16 protein-coding genes are annotated in these 19,711 nt (G+C 68.0%); 6 read left to right on the forward strand and 10 right to left on the reverse strand.

Annotation, left to right across the window (positions count from 1 at the left end; genetic code table 11):
* Nucleotides 1-9: 9 nt before the first annotated feature.
* On the reverse strand, nucleotides 10-2,355 hold the full coding sequence (locus PI246_RS08875) for a GH92 family glycosyl hydrolase (protein WP_320550901.1): 2,346 nt from the start codon (nucleotides 2,353-2,355) through the stop codon (nucleotides 10-12).
* A gap of 171 nt (nucleotides 2,356-2,526) precedes the next feature.
* On the opposite strand from PI246_RS08875, the gene PI246_RS08880 reads away from it, so the two are divergent.
* The 4 genes from PI246_RS08880 (at nucleotide 2,527) to PI246_RS08895 (ending at nucleotide 7,200) form a co-directional block, all read left to right on the forward strand.
* Nucleotides 2,527-3,576, forward strand: a complete 1,050-nt coding sequence (locus tag PI246_RS08880) for a LacI family DNA-binding transcriptional regulator (protein WP_320550902.1) — start codon at nucleotides 2,527-2,529, stop codon at nucleotides 3,574-3,576.
* 36 nt (nucleotides 3,577-3,612) lie between these two features.
* Nucleotides 3,613-4,920 (forward strand): L-fucose:H+ symporter permease, encoded by a 1,308-nt coding sequence (fucP, locus tag PI246_RS08885; RefSeq protein WP_369335410.1) that lies wholly within the window; start codon nucleotides 3,613-3,615, stop codon nucleotides 4,918-4,920.
* Between the two features lie 79 nt (nucleotides 4,921-4,999).
* Nucleotides 5,000-5,980 carry a carbohydrate kinase family protein gene (locus tag PI246_RS08890; protein ID WP_320550903.1) on the forward strand — a complete coding sequence of 327 codons (981 nt, stop codon included), beginning with the start codon at nucleotides 5,000-5,002 and terminating at the stop codon, nucleotides 5,978-5,980.
* Nucleotides 5,977-7,200 carry an AGE family epimerase/isomerase gene (locus PI246_RS08895; RefSeq protein WP_320550904.1) on the forward strand — a complete coding sequence of 408 codons (1,224 nt, stop codon included), beginning with the start codon at nucleotides 5,977-5,979 and terminating at the stop codon, nucleotides 7,198-7,200. The genes PI246_RS08890 and PI246_RS08895 overlap by 4 nt, the downstream gene beginning before the upstream one ends.
* Before the next feature lie 54 nt (nucleotides 7,201-7,254).
* On the opposite strand, the gene ligD is transcribed toward PI246_RS08895, so the two are convergent.
* From ligD to PI246_RS08925, 6 genes are all read right to left on the reverse strand, one after another.
* Nucleotides 7,255-8,130: a non-homologous end-joining DNA ligase gene (gene ligD / locus PI246_RS08900; RefSeq protein ID WP_320550905.1), complete on the reverse strand. Its 876-nt coding sequence runs from the start codon at nucleotides 8,128-8,130 to the stop codon at nucleotides 7,255-7,257.
* A 1-nt stretch (nucleotide 8,131) separates the two neighbouring features.
* A complete protein-coding gene (gene ku / locus PI246_RS08905) occupies nucleotides 8,132-9,079 on the reverse strand; it encodes a non-homologous end joining protein Ku (protein WP_320550906.1) in 948 nt (315 codons plus the stop codon).
* Between the two features lie 213 nt (nucleotides 9,080-9,292).
* Nucleotides 9,293-11,203 (reverse strand): CocE/NonD family hydrolase, encoded by a 1,911-nt coding sequence (locus PI246_RS08910; RefSeq protein ID WP_320550907.1) that lies wholly within the window; start codon nucleotides 11,201-11,203, stop codon nucleotides 9,293-9,295.
* A 135-nt stretch (nucleotides 11,204-11,338) separates the two neighbouring features.
* Nucleotides 11,339-11,575 carry a hypothetical protein gene (locus PI246_RS08915; RefSeq protein ID WP_320550908.1) on the reverse strand — a complete coding sequence of 79 codons (237 nt, stop codon included), beginning with the start codon at nucleotides 11,573-11,575 and terminating at the stop codon, nucleotides 11,339-11,341.
* A gap of 508 nt (nucleotides 11,576-12,083) precedes the next feature.
* Nucleotides 12,084-12,962, reverse strand: coding sequence for an EamA family transporter (locus tag PI246_RS08920; RefSeq protein ID WP_320550909.1), 879 nt, complete (start codon nucleotides 12,960-12,962; stop codon nucleotides 12,084-12,086).
* Nucleotides 12,963-13,051: 89 nt separating this feature from the next.
* Complete coding sequence (locus PI246_RS08925) at nucleotides 13,052-13,915, reverse strand: aldo/keto reductase family oxidoreductase (RefSeq protein ID WP_320550910.1); 864 nt, start codon at nucleotides 13,913-13,915, stop codon at nucleotides 13,052-13,054.
* A 95-nt stretch (nucleotides 13,916-14,010) separates the two neighbouring features.
* On the opposite strand from PI246_RS08925, the gene PI246_RS08930 reads away from it, so the two are divergent.
* The gene (locus tag PI246_RS08930; protein ID WP_320550911.1) at nucleotides 14,011-14,967 is read left to right on the forward strand and encodes a LysR family transcriptional regulator; all 957 of its coding nucleotides are present in this window, start codon (nucleotides 14,011-14,013) and stop codon (nucleotides 14,965-14,967) included.
* Here the strand turns inward: PI246_RS08930 and PI246_RS08935 are convergent.
* A complete protein-coding gene (locus tag PI246_RS08935) occupies nucleotides 14,912-16,546 on the reverse strand; it encodes a Na/Pi cotransporter family protein (RefSeq protein ID WP_320550912.1) in 1,635 nt (544 codons plus the stop codon). The genes PI246_RS08930 and PI246_RS08935 overlap by 56 nt on opposite strands.
* Nucleotides 16,547-16,908: 362 nt before the next feature.
* A complete protein-coding gene (gene ssb, locus PI246_RS08940) occupies nucleotides 16,909-17,502 on the reverse strand; it encodes a single-stranded DNA-binding protein (RefSeq protein ID WP_320550913.1) in 594 nt (197 codons plus the stop codon).
* 271 nt (nucleotides 17,503-17,773) lie between these two features.
* Here ssb and PI246_RS08945 point away from each other — a divergent pair, with 271 nt between their 5' ends.
* Nucleotides 17,774-18,772, forward strand: a complete 999-nt coding sequence (locus tag PI246_RS08945) for a polyprenyl synthetase family protein (protein ID WP_320550914.1) — start codon at nucleotides 17,774-17,776, stop codon at nucleotides 18,770-18,772.
* Nucleotides 18,773-18,832: 60 nt separating this feature from the next.
* Here PI246_RS08945 and PI246_RS08950 read toward each other — a convergent pair whose 3' ends face one another.
* The gene (locus PI246_RS08950; RefSeq protein WP_320550915.1) at nucleotides 18,833-19,627 is read right to left on the reverse strand and encodes a dienelactone hydrolase family protein; all 795 of its coding nucleotides are present in this window, start codon (nucleotides 19,625-19,627) and stop codon (nucleotides 18,833-18,835) included.
* Nucleotides 19,628-19,711 lie beyond the last annotated feature (84 nt).

The following is a 19,711-nucleotide window of genomic DNA, read 5'->3' on the forward strand; positions in this document are numbered from 1 at the left end:
CTGTTTTCCCTAGGGCTGGCGACTCATCGAATACGGCATCGCGTCCGCTCCCGTGGCCCAATCCCGGGCCGGCGTCGCCTGCATCGAGAAATGCAGTTCGCCCCCGGCGACGATTTCTTCGTGGCGAAGGAAGACCCGATCCAGCGGCTTGCCGTCGAGGGTGACCTTGCCCACGTACGGATGCTTCGCGTCCAGGTGATCGGCGGAGACGGTGAAACGCTTGCCGTTGGCGAGGTTGAGCGTGGCCTTCTCGACGAAGGGGCGGCCGATGACGTACTGGTTGCTGCCCGGCGCCACCGGGTAGAAGCCCAGGGCGGTAAAGATGTACCACGCCGACATCTGGCCGAGGTCGTCGTTGCCAACGAGCCCCGTCGGCGTCGGGGCGTATTGGCTCTTCATGATCCCGGTCAGGCGCTCCTGGGTCTTCCAGGGCTGCCCGGCGTAGTCGTAGAGGTACGCCACGTGATGGCTCGGCTCGTTGCCGTGGGCATACCAGCCGATCAACCCGGTGATGTCTTCCACGTGGGCGAAGGACTTCGGGTCGACCTTCGCATCGAACACCTCGTCGAGCTTTTTCACGAACGCATCGGGGCCGCCGAGCGCATCGATCAGGCCGGCGACGTCCTGCGGCACGTACCACGAGTACTGCCAGGCGTTGCCTTCGGTGTAGTCGCTGCCGTAGGCGGCCGACGAGGGATCGAACGGCTCGCGGTAAGACCCATCGCTCTTGCGCGCCCGCAGGAAGCCGGTCTTCGTATCGAAGCTGTTTTTCCAGTTGCCCGCGCGCTTCATGAAGGTGGCGGCCACGTCGTCCTTGCCCATGGCCTTGGCCATCTGCGCGAGCGACCAGTCGTCGAAGGCGTATTCCACGGTCTTGGACGCCGCTTCGGGCTGGCGGTCGATCGGCACGTAGCCGAGCTTCATGTAGTCGCCGAGGCCACCGTAGGGCCCATACGTGGCGCTGGCGACCATGGCCTGGAGCGCCTTGCCGGCGTCGTAGCCACGGATGCCCTTCATATAGGCATCGGCGATCACCGGCACCGCGTGGTAGCCGATCATGCACCAGGTCTCCATGCCCTGGTACGCCCACACCGGCAGGATGCCGAACGGGCTGGCCTCGCGCGCGGCGATCAACGAACTGACGAAGTCGTTGCTCTTGTCCGGCTCGAGCAGGGTCATCAGGGGTTGCTGGGCACGATAGACGTCCCACAACGACCAGGTCGAGTAGAAGTCGAACCCTTTCGCCTGGTGCACCTGGTTGTCGGGCCCGCGGTAGCGGCCGTCGACGTCCATCGACAGGGTGGGCGACAGCATGGCGTGGTAAAGCGCCGTGTAGAACGTCTTCCGGTCCGGCGCGGGCGCCTGGAGGTCGACGACGGAGAGGGTCTTCTCCCAGGCCTGGCGGGCCTCGGCCCGGCGGGCGTCGAAGTCGAAACCGGCACCGTCGGCGTCGAGGTTGGCGATCGCGTTGTCCTCGCTGACCGACGAGATGGCGACCTTCACCACCAGAGGCCGATCGAGGTTGCCGAAATCGAACACACCTTCCAGGGCACGGCCGCTCATGCCGTCGGTGTCGTCGGCGCGGTTGCCCGGACCGGAGAAGCCCTTGTAGGCCACGTCTTTTTCGCGATTCTTGAGCAGCCGCGACACCATCGGCTGGCTGAAGCGCATGGCGAAATACAGCTGGCGACCCGGTGCCCAACCCCGGGTGGTGCGACCGCCGGTCACCGTGCCGTCCGTTCGTACGCGCAGCGACGACCAGAGCACCTTGCCGTCGTAGTCGTAGATGCTCGGGCGCAGGTCGAGCAGCAGATGGGCCGGCTTGCCCTTGGGGAAGGTATAGCGATGCCAGCCGACGCGGCGGCCGGCGGTCAACTCGGCGCGGACGTCGTAGTCGGCCAGGGTGACGGCGTAGTACCCTGCCTGCGCTTTTTCGCTCGCGTGGTCGAAACGCGAACGGTAACCGCTGCCGGGCTGATCGGGAGAACCGGGGTCCAGTCTCACGTCGCCGGCAATGGGCATGACCAGCACGTCGCCCAGGTCGGAATGGCCGCTGCCGGAGAAATGCGTATGGGAGAACCCGAGGATGCTCTTGTCGCCGTACTGGTAGCCCGCGGCCCATTTGTAGGCGTGCTTGACGTCCGGCATGGCCGTGTCCGGCGAGAGCTGGATCATGCCGAACGGCACCGTCGCGCCGGGAAAGGTGTGCCCGTCGCCGCCGGTGCCGATCATCGGATCGACCGACTCGAAGGCCGCGGTGCCCTTGTCCGGCGACGCGGCCAGGGCAAGGGCCGGCAGGGCGAGGGTCAAGGCGGCGGCGAGCAGGCCTCGGCGCGCGCGGGACGAATTGGGCATGGTGGGCTCCCCCGGATGGGACGCGGCGCGGACGGCCGCCGTCGTTTGGATCGTGACAAACACCCGGAAACTAGCAAAGATGCGCGCCTGGCGCATGTTGCACTGCGTGATGTATCCAGCCCGCCGCCGCGCGATCATCACGCGGTTTAGATCGTTTGAAGGAAAGTAACGATGCCCCGGACCACCCCACAGCACCGCAAGGTGACGCTCGCCGATATCGCCCAGGGTTGCGATGTGTCGCGAGCCACCGTCTCGCTGGTGCTGCGCGGCAGCCCGCTGGTGAATTCCGCCACCCGGGCCCGCGTGGAAGCCGAGTTGAAGCGCCAGGGCTACGTCTATAACCGGGCCGCCGCCAACCTTCGCCGCCGCACGTCCTCAAGCATCGGCCTGGTGGTCAACGACCTGGGCAACCCGTTCTTCGCCGAATTCGCCGCGGGCGCCGACGAGGCCCTCGCCCGGGCTGGCTACGTCACCCTGTTGGGCAACACCGGCGAATCGCCCGAGCGGCAGCAGGCGGTGCTCACCTCGCTGGTCGAGCACGGCCCCGCCGGCATCATCCTCTCGCCCGCGGAGGGCAGCGACGGCGAGCGCGTGCTGGCCGCCGTGGGCATGCACACGCCGCTGCTCGTGTTCAACCGCGAATTGCCCGACGACGATGGCACGCATCGCTGGGACACCCTGGAGATGGATAACGAACACGGCGCGCGCCTGGCCACCGAGCACCTGCTCGGGCTCGGCCACCGCCGCGTCGCCTTCTTCGGCGGCCACCGCGATTCGAGTTCGGTGGAACAGCGCCGTCGCGGCTACCTGGGCGCGATGCGCGACGCGGGCCTGGCGGTGGACCCGGGCTGGCTCATCGAAAGCGCACCCACCCGCCTGGAAGCCGCGCGCCAGACCGGCGCCCTGTTTGCGCGCGACCCCGCGCCGACGGCGGCGGTCTGCTACAACGACGCCGTCGCGCTGGGCCTCATGCTCGGCCTCACGCGGCGCGGACGCCGCCCCGGCGAAGATTTTGCCCTCACCGGCTTCGACGACGTCGCCGAAGCCTCGGTCTGCGTTCCGCCCCTCACCACCGTCGCGGTGGATCCCCGGGGCCTGGGGCGGCGCAGCGCCGAACTGATCCTGCAACGATTGGGCAATCCCGATACGGATACGGCCTATACGATCGCCCCGGTCCGGCTGGTGGTTCGCGAAAGCAGCTGCCCCCCGGCCTCACCCTAAAACCGATAAAGGAGCGCCCCCATGGCCACCGGCCCATTGCCTTCGCACAGCACGCCATCTTCCGCGGGTACGGGTGATACCCGTTACACCTATTTCCCGCTCGCCCTCGGCGTGATGACCACGATCTTCTTCATGTGGGGCTTCCTGACCTGCCTGAACGACATCCTCATCCCCCACCTGAAGGCCGTGTTCGAACTGAACTACGCCCAGGCGATGCTGATCCAGTTCACGTTCTTCGGCGCGTATTTCATCATGTCGCTCCCCGCCGGCAAGCTCGTCGCCGCGCTGGGCTACAAGAAGGGCATCGTGGCCGGCCTGATCATCGCCGGCATCGGCGCGGCGCTGTTCTGGCCCGCCGCCGGCATGCGCGTCTACGCGTTCTTCCTGGGCGCCCTGTTCATCCTCGCCACGGGCATCACCGTGCTGCAGGTGGCCGCCAACGCCTACGTCGCGCTGCTGGGTCCGGAAAAGACCAGCTCCAGCCGCCTCACCCTGGCCCAGGCACTGAATTCGTTCGGCACCTTCCTGGCGCCCTTCTTCGGCGGTTTCCTGATCCTGTCCAATCAGGTCAAGAGCAGCGCCGACATCGCCAAGCTGAGCGCGGCCGAACAGATCACTTACCGCGCGCAGGAAGCCTCCGCCGTGCAGGGCCCTTACATCGGCCTGGCCGTGGTGCTCGTGCTGCTGGCCGTCGGCGTCTACCTGTTCAACCTCCCGGCGCTGGAAGAAACCACCGAGAAGTCGGACGACAGCCAGCACTCGCTGATGGACGCCCTGAAGACCCCGCACGTGTTCTTCGGCGTACTCGGCATCTTCTTCTACGTGGGCGGCGAGGTGTCGATCGGCAGCTTCATGATCAACTACCTCCAGTTGCCGGACATCGGCAACATGAGCGGTGAAGTCGCCGCCAGCCACGTGGCGTTCTACTGGGGCGGCGCGATGGTCGGCCGCTTCATCGGCTCGGCGCTGCTGGCCAAGTTCTCGCCGCGCCTGCTGCTGGCCGCGTTCGCCGTCGTCAACGGCCTGCTGGTCATCACCACCATGAGCACCACCGGCACCGTCGCGGTGTACAGCATCGTCGCCATCGGCCTGTTCAACTCGATCATGTTCCCCACGATCTTCTCGCTCGGTATCGAGCGCATGGGCCCGCTCACCGGCAAGGCCTCGTCGCTGCTGATCATGGCCATCGTGGGTGGCGCGATCATCCCCTGGCTGCAGGGCATCGTCGCCGACGCGATCGGCGTGCAGCATGCCTTCTTCATCCCGCTCATCTGCTACGCCTACATCGTGTTCTACGGTCTGAGCGGTTCGAAGATCCGCAACCTGCCCGTCGCCACCCGCTGATCCCATCGCACGTCGGCGGCCGGCATCCTGCCGGCCGCCGCGCTTTTCTCCACCCTCGCCCCAAGGACACGCCGTTCGCATGTCTTCCATCCTCTGCTTCGGCGAGGCGCTGATCGATTTCCACGCACAGCCCCAGGGCGGCGCCGGTCAGCCTCCCGCCTTCGTTCCGTTCGCCGGCGGCGCGCCCGCCAACGTCGCCGTCGCGGCGGCCCTGCTCGGCGGCCAGGCCCGCTTCGCCGGGATGCTCGCGCGGGACATGTTCGGCGACTTCCTGCTCAAGAGCCTCACCGACCTGGGCGTCGGCACCGAGGACGTCGCCCGCACGGACGAGGCGCGCACCGCGCTGGCCTTCGTGGCGCACGACGACAAGGGCGATCGCAGCTTCAGCTTCTACCGTCCGCCCGCGGCCGACCTGCTGTTCCGCCCGGAGCACTTCCGGGCGAACGCGTTCGACGGGCTGGCGGTCTTCCACGTCTGCTCCAACTCGCTGACCGAATCGGCGATCGCGGCCACCACCGTCGAAGGCATGCGCCGCGCGCGTGCCGCCGGCGCCCTGGTGAGCTTCGACATGAACCTGCGTCCGGCGCTTTGGCCCCAGGGCGAAGATCCGCTCCCGCGGCTGTGGGAAGCCCTTGGCGAGGCCGACATCGTCAAGCTCAGCGCGGAAGAATTCGCCGCGGTGCACGAGGGCATGGCCGACGACGCCACGGTGCTCCGTCGGCTGTGGGAAGGCCACGCCCGCCTGCTCCTGGTCACCGATGGTGCCGGGCCGATGCGCTGGTACACCCGTGCGGGCCACGGCATCATCCAGGGCTATCGGGTGGACGCGGTCGACACCACCGCCGCGGGCGACGCGTTCGTCGGCGGCCTGCTCGCCCGCCTCGCGGCGGCGGGCGTCACGCCCGCCGGGCTGGACGCGCTGGCCGCCGACGAAGCGCACCTGGTCGGCCTGATCCGCTATGCCGCCGCCTGCGGCGCGATCACCGCCACCCGCAAGGGCTCGTTCACCGCCATTCCCAACCAGGCCGAGGTCATGGCCTTCATGGAGAAGCACGCATGACGAAGGTTCCCCTCCCCGATTTCCATGATGTCGACGTGCTCCGCCAGCACGTGGCGACCACCATGGCGTTCTACGCGCCGAACGAAGTCGACCCGAGCGGCGGCTTCTTCCAGTATTTCAAGGACGACGGCTCGGTCTACGACCGCAGTCATCGCCACCTCGTGTCGAGCACGCGTTTCGTGTTCAACCACGCGATGGCCTACCTCGAGTTCCACAAGGACGACGACAAGGCCCTGGCGATGCACGGCCTGCGCTACCTGCGTGACGTGCACCGCAACCCGCAGACCGGCGGCTACGCGTGGACGATCCGCGACGGCCAGCCCGACGACCGCATGAACCACTGTTACGGCCTGGCGTTTATGCTGCTGGCCTACTCGTGCGGCGTGAAGGTGGGTTTCGACGAAGCCCGCGCCTGGCAGGACGAGATCTGGAACCTGCTCGAGCAGCGATACTGGGAGCCGGCGCACGGCCTGTACCGTGACGAGGCCGACAAAGACTGGAACTTCACCGGTTACCGCGGCCAGAACGCGAACATGCACATGACCGAGGCGATGATCGCCGCGTGGGAAGCCACCCACGACGATCGCTATCTCGATCGGGCCATGCTGCTGGCCGGGAACATGACCCAGCGCCAGGCGGGCCTCACCCCGCAGAAGCTGATCTGGGAGCACTACCACCCGGACTGGTCGATCGACTGGGAATACAACCTCGACAATCCCAAGCACCTGTTCCGCCCCTGGGGCTTCCAGCCCGGCCACCAGACCGAGTGGGCCAAGCTGCTGATGATGCTCGAGCGCTACACGAAGGGCACGCCGCGGCACCGCGACTGGCTGGTACCGACGGCGCGCCACCTGTTCGACCAGGCCCTCGCATTCGCCTGGGACAAGGACCATGGCGGCATCGCCTACGGCTTCGCGCCCGACGGCGAGGTCTGCGACGACGACAAGTATTTCTGGGTGCAGGCCGAATCGCTGGCGGCCGCGCAGTTGCTGTTCGAAACCACCGGCGATCCCCGGTACGACCAGTGGTACGAAACCATCTGGGCCTATAGCTGGGAGCACTTCGTCGATCATCGTTATGGCGCTTGGTATCGCATCCTCACGCGCAAGAACGAGAAGTACGACGACCAGAAGAGCCCCGCCGGCAAGACCGACTACCACACGATGGGCGCGTGCTACGAAGTCATGGCTTCGTTGCGCCGGATGCAGGGCAAGGGTTGATCCCTTGCCATCGGCGTGGCCAGGCCCGCGCCGATGCCCACGGGCTAGCCTCGATCAGCGCGGCAGCGTCTGGTCGAGGGTAGCCATCGCGGCCCAGGGATCCGCCCTCAACGCCCTGGCGCGCTTGAGCGCTTTCTTCCAGTCGAACGCGGCGCCTGACCCCAGTCGGGCGATGTCGTCCCAGCGCACGGGCATCGCCACCGTTGCGCCATCGCGGGCACGCAACGACCAACCGGTGACACTCGTCGCCCCCCGCGTATTCCTCAGCCAGTCGATGAAGATCAGCCCTTCGCGGCGGGACTTGCTCGCCTGGGCGATGTAGCGATCCGGCGCATCGGCCACCATCGCGTCGGCGACGCCTTCGCAGAAGGTCTTCACCCCGTCCCACGACGGCCCCCGGCGAAACGGCGCGACCACGTGCAGGCCCTTGCCGCCCGAGGTGCGCACGAAGCTGTCCAGGCCGGCATCGCCCAAGCGCACGCGAATGTCGCGCGCGCCCGCGACCACGGCCTCCCAGGACAGGCCCGGGGCCGGGTCGAGGTCGAAGATCAGTCGGTCGGGCTTGTCCGGATCGTCGATCCGGGCGCCCCACGGATGGAACTCGAGGGTATTCATCTGCACCAGTTCGACGACGCCCGCCACGTCCTCCACGTAGATGTAGCGCGCCTGGTCGCCGTCCTTTTCCAGTAGCGTCACGGGCTTCACGTGGGCGCCAAGGGTGTCCGCGTGGTGCTTCTGGAAGAAGCAGGCGCTGCCGAGGCCACCGGGACAGCGCACCAGCGAGAGCGGCCGCCGGGACAACTCGGGCAACATCCAGGGCGCCACGGCTTCGTAATAGCCCGCCACCTCGCCCTTGGTGGGGCCGCCGGGGCCAAACACCTCGCGTTCGGGGTGAGTCACGCGCACGCCGGCTACGGTAAGCGTCGCCATGTCAGCTCGCCCGACGGCGCTTCGCGGGCGCCTTGCGCGACGTCGTCTTCTTGGCGGCCGCTTTCTTCGCCACCTTCTTCGCCGGGCTCTTCTTGGCGGACGCCTTGGCGGGTGCCTTGGCGGTCACGGTCTTGGTGGCCGGGGTCCGCTCCTTGGCGCCGATGCTCTTCTTGAGCAGGGCCATGAAATCCACCACGTTAGTGGTCGCGTTCTCGGGCGTGTGCTCGTCGTCGTCGTCCACCGTCGTGGTGACGCCCTTGCTCTTGAGGCGCTTCTCGATCGCCTTGCGCAACTTGTCCCGGAACTCGTCCCGGTAGTCGGTGGGCTTCCATTTGCCCGACATCGATTCGATGAGGTCGACCGCCATGTCCATCTCGCGCGGCGAGATGCGGTAATCGGCGGCGGCCTTGTCGGGAAGCCCATACTCGCCGACGTCGACGATTTCGGCAGCGTAGCGCAGCAGGTTGAGCAGCAGCGCATCTCCTTGGGGATAGACGGCAGCGAGGTACTCCCTGGTGCGGATCACCACGCGGGCAATGCCGACCTTGCCGGTTTTCTTCAGCGTTTCGCGCAAAAGAACGTAGCCCTTCTCGGCCTTTTTCGCCGGCACGAGCACGTAGGGCTTCTCGTAGTAAGCGGGGGAGATGTCCTTGCCGTCCACGAAGGCGTCGATCTCCACCGTTTCGTGCGCGTCGCTGGAGGCATGGCGGATGTCCTCTTCCTCCAGCACCACGTAGCTGCCTTTCTGGTATTCGAAGGCCTTGACGATCTCCTTCCAGGGCACCTCTTCGCCGGTGTCGGCATTAACCCGCTCGTAGCGGACCGGCGTATTGCTGCGCTGGTCGAGCATGCGGAAGTGCAGGTCGTTTCGGCGCTCGCCCGACATCAGGCGGATCGGCACGTTGAGCAGGCCGAACGACAGCGTTCCGGTCCAGATGGGACGAGCCATGGGACGATCCTCGGTGTCACTGGGATTCGAGCATGGCGTCGCGGGTGTCGATGTAATGCAAAATCCGCGGGAATACCGGTCACGCCTTCAATGCGACGCCGCGCGACAACCGATCCAGATCTGCGCCGGGACGACGCGTCGGAGCGTCGCACCGCGCCCGGATACACGGCTTGCGCGAGCGCCTCGCAAAGCGACAAGGTGAGCGCCGTGGCGCTACTTCCCTTCCACCACCGGCAACTCGATCGCACTCGCCATCCCCGGGGTATGCCACACCTGCTGCGTCGCCTTGACGTAATCGCCCGGCTTCGCGAAGAAGATGTTCGGCACGAACGTTTGCGGATTGCGATCGTAGAGCGGGAACCACGACGACTGCACCTGCACCATCACCCGATGCCCGGGCTGGAACGTATGGTTCACTGTCGGCAGGCCAAAGCGGTAGGCCAACGGCGTGTTGGGCGTGAGGGCTTTGGGCGTGGAAAAACTCTCCCGATAGCGGCCGCGGAAGATATCCATCGAGACGCTGAGTTCATAGCCACCCATGGTCGGCGCCGACGCATCCGTATCGGGGTACACGTCGATCAGTTTCACCACCCAGTCGCTGTCCGTACCGCTCGTGGACGCGAAAAGGTTCACCTGGGGCGCACCGGCCACGCGCAACGGTGCCTTGAGCGGCTCGGAAACGTAGGTGAGCACGTCAGGCCGCCCATCGACGAAACGCTGGTCCTGCACCAGCCACGTCGTCCACGACTGGCGGTCGGCGAAATGTACCGGGCGCGGCACGTAAGGCACCGGCTTGGCCGGATCGGACACGTAAGCGTCGTACGTCGACGCACCGTCGGTGGGCGCGTCGAACGACAGCCCGCCGTTCGCCTCGAGGTAGAGCGGACGGGTCGCTTTGGCCTGGGGCCACGCGGTGAAGCGGTCCCAGCGGTCGGCGCCCGTGTCGTAGATGAACACCGGCGGCGTGTCCGCCTTGGGCGCGCCGTCGACGAGGTACTGGTTGAAGAACGGGAGCAGCACGTCGCGCCGGAACTGCAACGCCGTGTCGCCATTCCAGTTCAGCGCACCCAGCGACGACGCGTTGTAGTTCACCTGGCTGTGCCGCCACGGGCCCATCACCAGGTAGTTCATGTCGTTGTGCCGGTCCTTCGGCTCCATCGCCTCGTAGCTGTGGATCGCACCCCACATGTCTTCCTGGTCCCACAGGCCCTGGATCCACATCGTCGGCACCTTCAGCGGTTGCCTTGCCATCTCGCGGTCGAGCGCCTGTCCTTCCCAGAACCCGTCGTACGCGGGGTGCTCGGTGATCTTGCGCCAGAACGGAAGCTGGTCGAGCCCCGCCGCCCGCGCGTAGTCGGCGGCGGAGCCGGCGCGCAGGAAGTTGGCGTAATCGTCGTAGCCTTCGCGGGTGATCGCCTCGCCCTTGCCTCGTTTGGCGTTCTGGCCGGCGATGTAGTCGAAGTTGGTCTGGCGGAAGGCCCCGTAGTGGAACCAGTCGTCGCCCATCCAGCCATCCACCATCGGGCTTTCGGGCGCGGCCACCTTGAGCGCCGGATGCGGGTTGACCAGCGCCATGACCACGGTGAAGCCTTCGTACGACGAACCGATCATGCCGACCTTGCCGTTGGATTCGGGCACGTTCTTCACCAGCCAGTCGATCGTGTCGTAGGCGTCGGTAGAATGGTCGACCTTGGTGTCGTTGAGTGGACCGCGCAGCGGGCGGGTCATGACGTAATCGCCCTGCGAACCGTACTTGCCGCGGACGTCCTGGAACACGCGGATGTAGCCGGCGTCGACGAAGACCTCGTCGCCTTCGGGCAGCTCGTCGCGCATGCGGGCCGCGTCGCTGCGTGCCGCGCGGGCATCGGCGTTGTACGGCGTGCGGGTGAGCAGGATGGGCGCGTGCTTTGCGCCCTTGGGCACCACGATGACGGTATGCAGCGTGACGCCGTCGCGCATCGGGATCTCGACGGTACGCTTGACGTAATCGTTGGCCGTGGTCGGCGCGTCGAAGCGCGCCGGGATGTCCGGCGTCATCGGCGCCGTCTGCGCGGCGGCGAAGGACGAGGCGATCGCCAGCGAAAGCGCGAGCGAAACGAGCATGGGGCGGCGGGAAACCGGCATGGTGACCTTCCTGAGGGAGAGAAAACCCTCCCAGCCTGCCCTATCCCGCGCGGCGCCACCTAGGCCATCGGTCATGCCCGCAGGCATGAAAAAGCCCGCCGCACCCGGGGGCGCGGCGGGCTTGGGATGAAGCGATTACTGCTGGGCGGCGGTCGAAGCGGCAGCCGGAGCAGCCGTGCCGGCGGCAGCCGGAGCGGCGGTCGAGGCGGCGGCCGGGGTGGTGTCGACCGGAGCGGCGGCGGCGGCGGTCGAGGCGGCGGCCGGAGCGGTGGAGGCGGCGGCCGGGGCGTTGGCCGAATCGTCGCTCTTGTTGCAGCCCGAAAGCATGGCGGCGGCGGCGAAGGCAAGGACGGTGATCGAAGCGAGCTTCATGATGGGAGACTCCTCATTTGTTATGTATGAAGGCAGGCGCGACGTCGGAACCCCGTCGAAACGACGAGACCCTTCCACGGCGTAATCGCCGCGCCTGACGGCGGATCAATGTAACACCCCTGGGCGCGTCCATCGGAGACGGTCACGCGGAGGACAAAACAGCGGTGAAGCGGGCCCGGCCAATGGGCAAGACACGTTCCTGCACATTTTCTGAGGAATCGCGCCGTCGCGCACGCGGCCCGCGGATTATTTTGTCATTTAAAAGTTGCAATTCATACCCCGCCATGCCAAGGATCGGGCCCGTGTACCGGCGCTGCAGAGGCGATACCCGCGCCGCCCGTGTGAAAAACACCCGACCCGTGTGCGAGGTTGACCGCCGTGGCGGATGCGGCGAATCGCGTACAGGCGCGGTTCACGGCCCCGGCCGGGGTACGTAAGCGCCATGAGATCGTCATGAGACTCGCCACGTCCTGGTTGCCAAGAAACCCCCGGCCGCGCCAGACGCGGTCTATCCAAGGGCGTCTGCCCCGGGCGGACGCGAAGGACGGGCGGTCACCGTGCTGCCGACCGAGGCCGCCACGATGAAGCCGATGGCCAGCCATTGGGAGGGCGCCAGTCGCTCGCCGAGCACGATCAGCGCGAGCAACGAGGCCACCGCCGGTTCCAGGCTCACCATGATGCCGAAGGTTTCGCTCGGCAGGCGCTTGAGCGCCATCATCTCCAGGGACATGGGCAAGGCGCTGCTCACCACGGCCACGCCCAGGCCGGCCAGCAACACCCGCGGATCGAGCAACGCCATGCCGGCGTGGGCGACCCCGACCGGCACCACGACCACGCTCGCGGCGACGAGCCCGAGCGACACGGCATGCCCGGCATGGAGATGGCCCGCCCGCTTGCCGAACAGGATGTAGAGCGCCCAGCACACGGCGGCACCCAGCGCGAGCAGCACGCCCGTGCGGTCGAGCGCCGCGTCGGCGGCCAGCGGCAACAGCATCACGAGGCCCGCGACGGCCAGGGCCAGCCAGACGGCATCCACCGCGCGGCGCGACGCGAGCATCGCCACGGCGAGGGGGCCGCTGAACTCGATGGCCACCGCGATACCGAAAGGGATCGTCCGCAACGCCATGTAGAAGAGCAGGTTCATCACGCCGAGGGTGAGCCCGTAGCGGATGACGTGGCCGGCGTCGCGATGGCTCAACGGCCAGCGCCACGGCCGCCAGAGCGCGAGCAGCACCAGGGCGGAAAACCCCACGCGAAGGGCCGACGTGCCTTCGGCGCCGACGAGGGGAAACAACCGCTTCGCGAACGACGTGCCGATGCACAGCGCAGTGATCGAGCCGAGCAGGGCGAGGGCGGGAAGCCAGGGTGTGGCGGTCGGACGATGCATCGACGGACTGTATCGGTCGGCCGCCTCATGCGACACCCACCGCCATGCAAAGCGGTCTTGCGTGGCGGTGGCGTCATCGGCAGCGCCCCTCAGGAACGGGTGCCGATCGCGTCCAGTTCGCGCCTCACCGCCTCGTCGAGCGCGAGGTTGGCCGCGGCGAGGTTTTCGCGAAGGTGACCCAACGACGAGGTGCCGGGAATCAGCAGGATGTTCGGCGAGCGGTGTAGCAACCAGGCCAGCGCGACCTGCATCGGCGTTGCCTCCAGCCTTGCCGCGACGGCCGAAAGCGCCTCCGACTGCAGCGGCGAAAAGCCACCCAGCGGAAAGAACGGCACGTAGGCGATGCCCATGTCGCGCAGCGTGTCGACCAGCGCGTCGTCGTCGCGCTGCACGAGGTTGTACTGGTTCTGCACGCAGACCACCGGCGCGATGTCCTGCGCTTCGCGGACCTGCGCCAGCGTGACGTTGCTCAGGCCGAGGTGGCGGATCTTGCCCTCCTCGCGCAACCGGGCGAGCGTGCCGAAGGCCTCGGCAATGGAGCCTTCCTTCGGTGCGTGCACGTCGCCCATCTCGCGGAAGTTCACCACCTCGAGTACGTCGACGCCAAGATGGCGCAGGTTGTCCTCGACGGCGCGGCGCAACGCGTCGGGGCGCGCCGCCACGTTCCACGACGCGTCGTCGCCACGCACCGCCCCGACCTTGGTCACCAGGGTGAGCTCACGGGGATACGGCGCCAGCGCCTCGCGAATGATCTGGTTGGTGACGTGCGGCCCGTAGAAGTCGCTGGTGTCGATGTGGTCGACGCCCGAGGCCACCGCTTCGCGCAGCACGGCCACGGCAGCCGCGCGATCCTTCGGCGGGCCGAACACCTGGGGTCCGGCCAGTTGCATGGCGCCGTAGCCCATGCGACGGACGCGGCGGTCGCCGAGGACGAACGTATCGGAAGGGCTCATGTTGCTTCTCCGTCAGAGGGTGTGGGAAGCATAGGGATTGACCGGGTGCCCGATAATCCGCTCGAATCGGCACGGGCTGTACGGGATACCGAACAATGGACGCCGATCCGCACGATCTCATCGCCTTCGTCGCCGTGGTGCGCGCGGGCGGCTTCCGCGAGGCGGCGCGCGCCAACGACGCCTCCGCGTCGCGTCTGAGCGACGCGGTGAGGCGGCTCGAGACGCGCCTCGGCGTACGCCTGCTCAACCGCACGACCCGCAGCGTGGCACCGACCGAGGTTGGCGCTCGCCTCGCCGAACGCCTCGCGCCCGCGCTGGGCGAGATGGCGGCCGCGCTGGACGTGGTGAACGCCTACCGCGACCGACCGACGGGCACCCTGCGCCTCAATGTGCCGGCCAACGTCGCCCGCACGGTCCTCGCACCGATCCTCGTGGCCTTCCTGGCGGCCTACCCCGACGTCCGGGTGGAGGTCGTCACCGAAGACAGCTTCGTCGACCTCGTCGCCTCGGGCTGCGACGCGGGCATCCGTTACGACGAGCGCCTCGAGCAGGACATGGTCGCGCTGCCGATCGGCCCGCGCTCGCAACGCCTGGTGACCGCCGCCGCCCCGTCCTATCTCGCCAGGCGCGGCATGCCGATCCACCCCGGCGACCTTCTCGACCATGCGTGCCTGCGCGTGCAGTTCGCCGGCGGCGCGAAGCCGCCGTGGGAATACGAGCGCGAGGGCGAGGTCGTCCGCGTGGACCCGACCGGGCCGTTGCTCGTTCGCCCCGGATCGGCGTCTGACCTGGCGGTGCAGGCCGCCGTCGGCGGCCTGGGCATCGTGCACCTCTTCGAAGACTGGCTGCAGCCGTACTTCGACGACGGGACGCTGGTGCCCGTGCTGCAGCCGTGGTGGCAGGCCTTCAACGGGCCCTTCCTGTATTACCCCGGCCGGCGGCACCTGCCCTCGCCACTGCGCGCGTTCGTCGATTTCGTGCGGGATGCCCGGACGACTAGCGAACCAGTCGATCCTGCAACATCCCCGCCCGCTCCAGCGGCAGGTAGGTGAACGCGGCGACGTGCGAGTGGATGCGCTTGAGGTCGCGCAGGATGCGCAGGTAGACATCGCCGCCGGCGTTGGCGTCGCGATGCTCGCGCAGGGCGCGCAGGTGGCGGTCGGCGGCCTCATTCTCCAGCCGCCAGATCGCCTCCTTGCGCGACAGAAGGCGTTGCGCCGCGCGCAGGTCACCGTGCATGAACACGGCAAAGCCCAGGCGCAGGCTTTCCATCACCTGGCCGTGCATCAGGGCGAGGTCCTGAATGTCGTCGGCGCTGAAATCCTGGCCGCGCTGGGCTTTCTTCGCCGCGAACTCCATCAGGTTGTTGGCCGTGATGTCGCCGATGTGCTCGATGTTGATCACGAAGGCGAGGATGTCCTGGCTGCGCCGCGCGTCTTCCTCGTTGAGCGCTTCGCCGCCGAGATCGGTAAGGTAGTCGCGGATGGCCATGCCCAGGCGGTCGAGCCAGGGGTCCATGCGCCCGATCGCCGCGGCGCGCGAGCGGTCGTCCTTGCCGAACACCTCGACCACGCCCTTGAGCATGCCTTCGACCATATCGGCCATGCGCATCGCCTCGCGGGTCGCGTTCGCCAACGCCACGTTGGCCGAATCCAGCGCGCCCGCGTCGAGGTACTGCGGCACGCCCGGGTCATCCGGCCGCGGCGGGTCCGGCAGCAGGCGTACCAGCAGCGCGGCCATCCGTTCCACCGGCAGCAGGAAGATCACCGCGAGCGCGAGGTTGAACGCGGTATGGAAATTGACGGCGACGCGAGCGGCGGAGTCGCCCAGCGGTGCGAGCAGCTGGGCGATGGGATGGAGCAACGGCAGGCACAGCACGCAGCCGACCCCGCGTACGATCAGGTTACCCAGCGGCAGGCGACGGGCCACCGGCGTGTCCGCCTCGACCAGCGCCGGCAGCGTGCCGCCGAGATTGGCGCCCAGCACGAGGGCGAGTGCACCGGGCGCATCCACCACGCCGGCGTGGGCGAGCGAGGCGACCAGCAGCACCATGGCGACGCTGGAATGGAACATCCACGTCAGCAGCGCGGCCACGCCCATCGCCAGCACCGGCTCGGACGCAAGGCTCTGCGCGATCACCCGCAGGAAGGCCGCATTCTCCACCGGCGCGAGCGTGCCGACGAGCAGGTGCAGCGAGAGCAGCATCAGGCCCAGGCCGATGGCGACGCGGCCGAGGTTTTCGTAGCGAGCGTCGTCGGTGCGGCGATGCACGGCGAAGCCCAGCAGGATCAGCACCGGTGCCACGACCGAGATGTCGAACGACATCACCTGCACGATGAGCGTCGTGCCGACGTTGGCGCCGAGCATCACCGCCAGTCCCGGCGCGAGGCCGAGGAAGCCGTTGGCGGCGAACGAGGTGGCCATCAGGCCGGTCGCCGTACTGCTCTGCAACAGCGCCGTGATGCAGACGCCGAAGGCGAACGCGGCGGGACGGTGGGCGAGGTAGCGGCCGAGCCAGCGGCGCAGCGCGCTGCCGTAACCGCGCAGCACGCCGCTGGTCACCATGTGCGTGCCCCACAGCAGCAGGGCCACGTAACCGAAAAGATCGAGGAGGCTGAACACGCCGGTCATGACGCGCTCCGGGCCGAACGATAACGAAAGAGCTTCACAGCCCATCTCCTGGTGACGGCGTCCGCGACGGCCGCGAGGAGGGGCCGGGTTTCCTCAGGAGCGGAAAGCGCCAGCCGGCCCGGCGCGGTCGCCGGTAAACGCCCGATGATGTCGCACGACCGATGCCCGATGCATCCGGGAACCGGCGTGGCTACTGGGGTAAACGTCCATAGGCCTTCGTGTGGTTGGACAGCGTGGCTCGCACGCAGCGGCGCGAGGCGCGGGCATTGTCTTGACTGGGTTTGCCGCCGTCAACCGGCGCGCGGTCAAAAAGAAGCCCCGCATGGCGGGGCGCCTTGGGTGTCTCGCGGGCGAGGCCGTCGTCAGAACGGAATATCGTCGTCGTCGAAGCCTTCGTTGACCGGCGGTGCCGAGCGCTGCGGCGCGCCGCCGCCACGCTGCTGGCCGTAATCGTCGCCACCGCGCGAGCCGCCGCCGAAGTTGCCGCCGCCGCGCTGCTGGCCACCGCCGCCGCCCCAGTTGCCGCCACCGCCGCCCTGGCCGCCGCCCGCGTTGCCGCGCGACGCCTGGGGGCGACCGCCGCCCTGCCCGCCGCCGAAACCGCCGCCTTCGCCGCCGCCCTGGCCGCCGAGCATCTGCATCTCGTTGGCGATGATGTCGGTGCTGTAGCGTTCGACGCCGTCCTTGTCGGTGTACTTATCGGTGCGCAGGGACCCTTCGATGTAGACCTGGCGGCCTTTCTTCAGGTATTCGCCCGCGATTTCGGCGAGCTTGCCGAACAGCTTCACGCGGTGCCATTCAGTGCGCTCCTGCTTTTCGCCGGACTGCTTGTCGGTCCAGGCCTCGGAGGTGGCGATGCGCAAGGACGTGATCGCCGTGCCGCTGCCGGTGTAGCGGGTTTCCGGATCCGCGCCGAGATTGCCGACGATGATGACCTTGTTGATGCCGCGTGCCATGGAATTCCCTCGTGATGCGTGTCTTGGACCGCCCGCGGGGCCGGCGGCGCCGTCGCCCGATGGTATCGGCAGCGAGGTGCCGCGGGGCGGGGTCGGACCGGCTAGTTTCGGTGATGGGGCTCCTGCCGTAAACACCCAAGGTCGACGAACCGGCTCCCGCCGTCGTCACGGGGAGGGCGGCACCCTGCCGGGGCGGGTCCCATGAACGCTCCCCCAACCGGCTACCCCTATAATGCAGATCGATCCGCCGAGTCTCCCATCCCAAGGCCCCATGCACTCCATCGCCGAAAGCCAGACCCCGCTCGATTTCGCCGGCGTTCGCGCCCTCGCCGCCGATGACATGGCCCAGGTCGATGCGCTGATCCGCAGCCGCCTGGCCTCCGACGTGGTGCTGATCAATCGCATCGCCGACCACATCATCGCTGGCGGCGGCAAGCGCCTGCGCCCGATGCTGCACGTGCTCGCGGCCGGCGCCGCCGGCTATGCCGGCAAGGAACACGCCAAGCTCGCCGCGATCATCGAGTTCATCCATACCTCCACCCTGCTCCACGACGACGTGGTGGACGAATCGGACATGCGCCGTGGTCGCAAGACGGCCAACGCGCTGTGGGGCAACGCCGCCAGCGTGCTGGTGGGCGACTTCCTCTATTCGCGTTCGTTCCAGCTCATGGTGGAGCTCGACGACATGCGCATCATGCGCATCCTCGCCGACACGACCAACACCATCGCCGAGGGCGAGGTGCTGCAGCTGCTGAACATCGGCAACGCCGACGTCGACGAGGCAGCTTATCTGGCGGTGATCGAGCGCAAGACGGCGGTGCTGTTCGCCGCCGCCACCGAACTGGGCGGCGTGCTGGGCGGCCTGGACGACACCCAGACGGCGGCACTGCGGCGCTATGGCATGGAGCTGGGCTACGCGTTCCAGATCGCCGACGACCTGCTCGACTACGTCTCGGACGCGGAAACCCTGGGCAAGAACATCGGCGACGACCTGGCCGAGGGCAAGCCCACCCTGCCCCTGATCTATGCGATGCAGTCGGCCGACGCCGAGCAGCTGGCGTCGTTGCGCCACGCCATCGAACACGGCGGCCTGGATTCGCTGGACCGGATCGTCGCCTCGATCCGCGATTCGGGCGCGCTGGAGCGCACCCACGCCAAGGCCACGGCCCACGCGGTGGCGGCGCGCGACGCGCTGGCGGCGCTGGCGCCGTCGGCGCATCGCGACGCGTTGCTGGCGTTGGCCGATTACGCGGTGGAGCGGCGGTTCTAGCGCACCGCTTCGTCGGCGTCGCCGGCAGGCCAGCGCCTACAGGGGGCTGCCCGCGCCGGCTCAGCCCTTGGCCGCGAATGCCTCGTTCAGCCACGCGCGCATCGACGCATAGGCGCGCTTGGCCACCTTGCCGTCGTAGCGGCAATTACCGGTGGGCGTGGTGGCCTCCTTCTCGGTGAAGCAATGCACCGCGCCACCGAAATCGACCGACGCCCAATCGGCTTTCGCGCCGTCCATCTCCTTCTCGAACGCCTCGCGCTGCGCGGGCGGCACGTTCTGGTCGTCAGCGCCGTTGAGCGCCAGCACGCGGGCGTGGATCGTGACCGGCAGCCGGGAGTCGTCCGCCAGCAGTCCGTGGAAGCTCACCACCGCCGCCACGTCGGCGCCGGCGCGGGCGAGGTCGAGCACGCTGGAGCCGCCGAAGCAGAAGCCGATCGCGGCCAGTCGGGCCGGATCGATCGGCGCCGTCTTTTCCTGGGCCTTCAGCTCCGCCAGTGCGCGGCTGACCCGGTCGCGCATCAGCTGGCGATCGCCGTAGAGCGGCTTGACCGCCGCCATGGCGGCGTTTTCGTTGGTCGGGCGAATGGTCTCGCCGTACATGTCGGTGAGCAGGATCACGTAATCCTTGCCCGCGATCTCCTTGGCCTTGGCCACGGCCATGTCGTTCACGCCGAACCAGTTCGGCACCATCACCAGGCCCGGCCGCCGGGCGGTAACCGCGTCGTCGTAGACGAGGAAACTCTTGAACGTGACCCCCTTGTCGGTCCACTGGACCGGCTTGGCGACCATGGCGGCCTGCGTAGCGCCAGCGAAACCGAACACGAGCAGGAACAGGGCAAGCAACGGACGGCGCATCGGAGTGACTCCCTGGGACGATGCGCAGAGCATAGGTGCGACGGGGCGGTTCCGATAGACGAAACGCCCCATCGCTTGCCACGA

This window comes from Luteibacter sahnii (assembly GCF_034063545.1).
In the GTDB taxonomy this organism is placed as follows: domain Bacteria; phylum Pseudomonadota; class Gammaproteobacteria; order Xanthomonadales; family Rhodanobacteraceae; genus Luteibacter; species Luteibacter sahnii.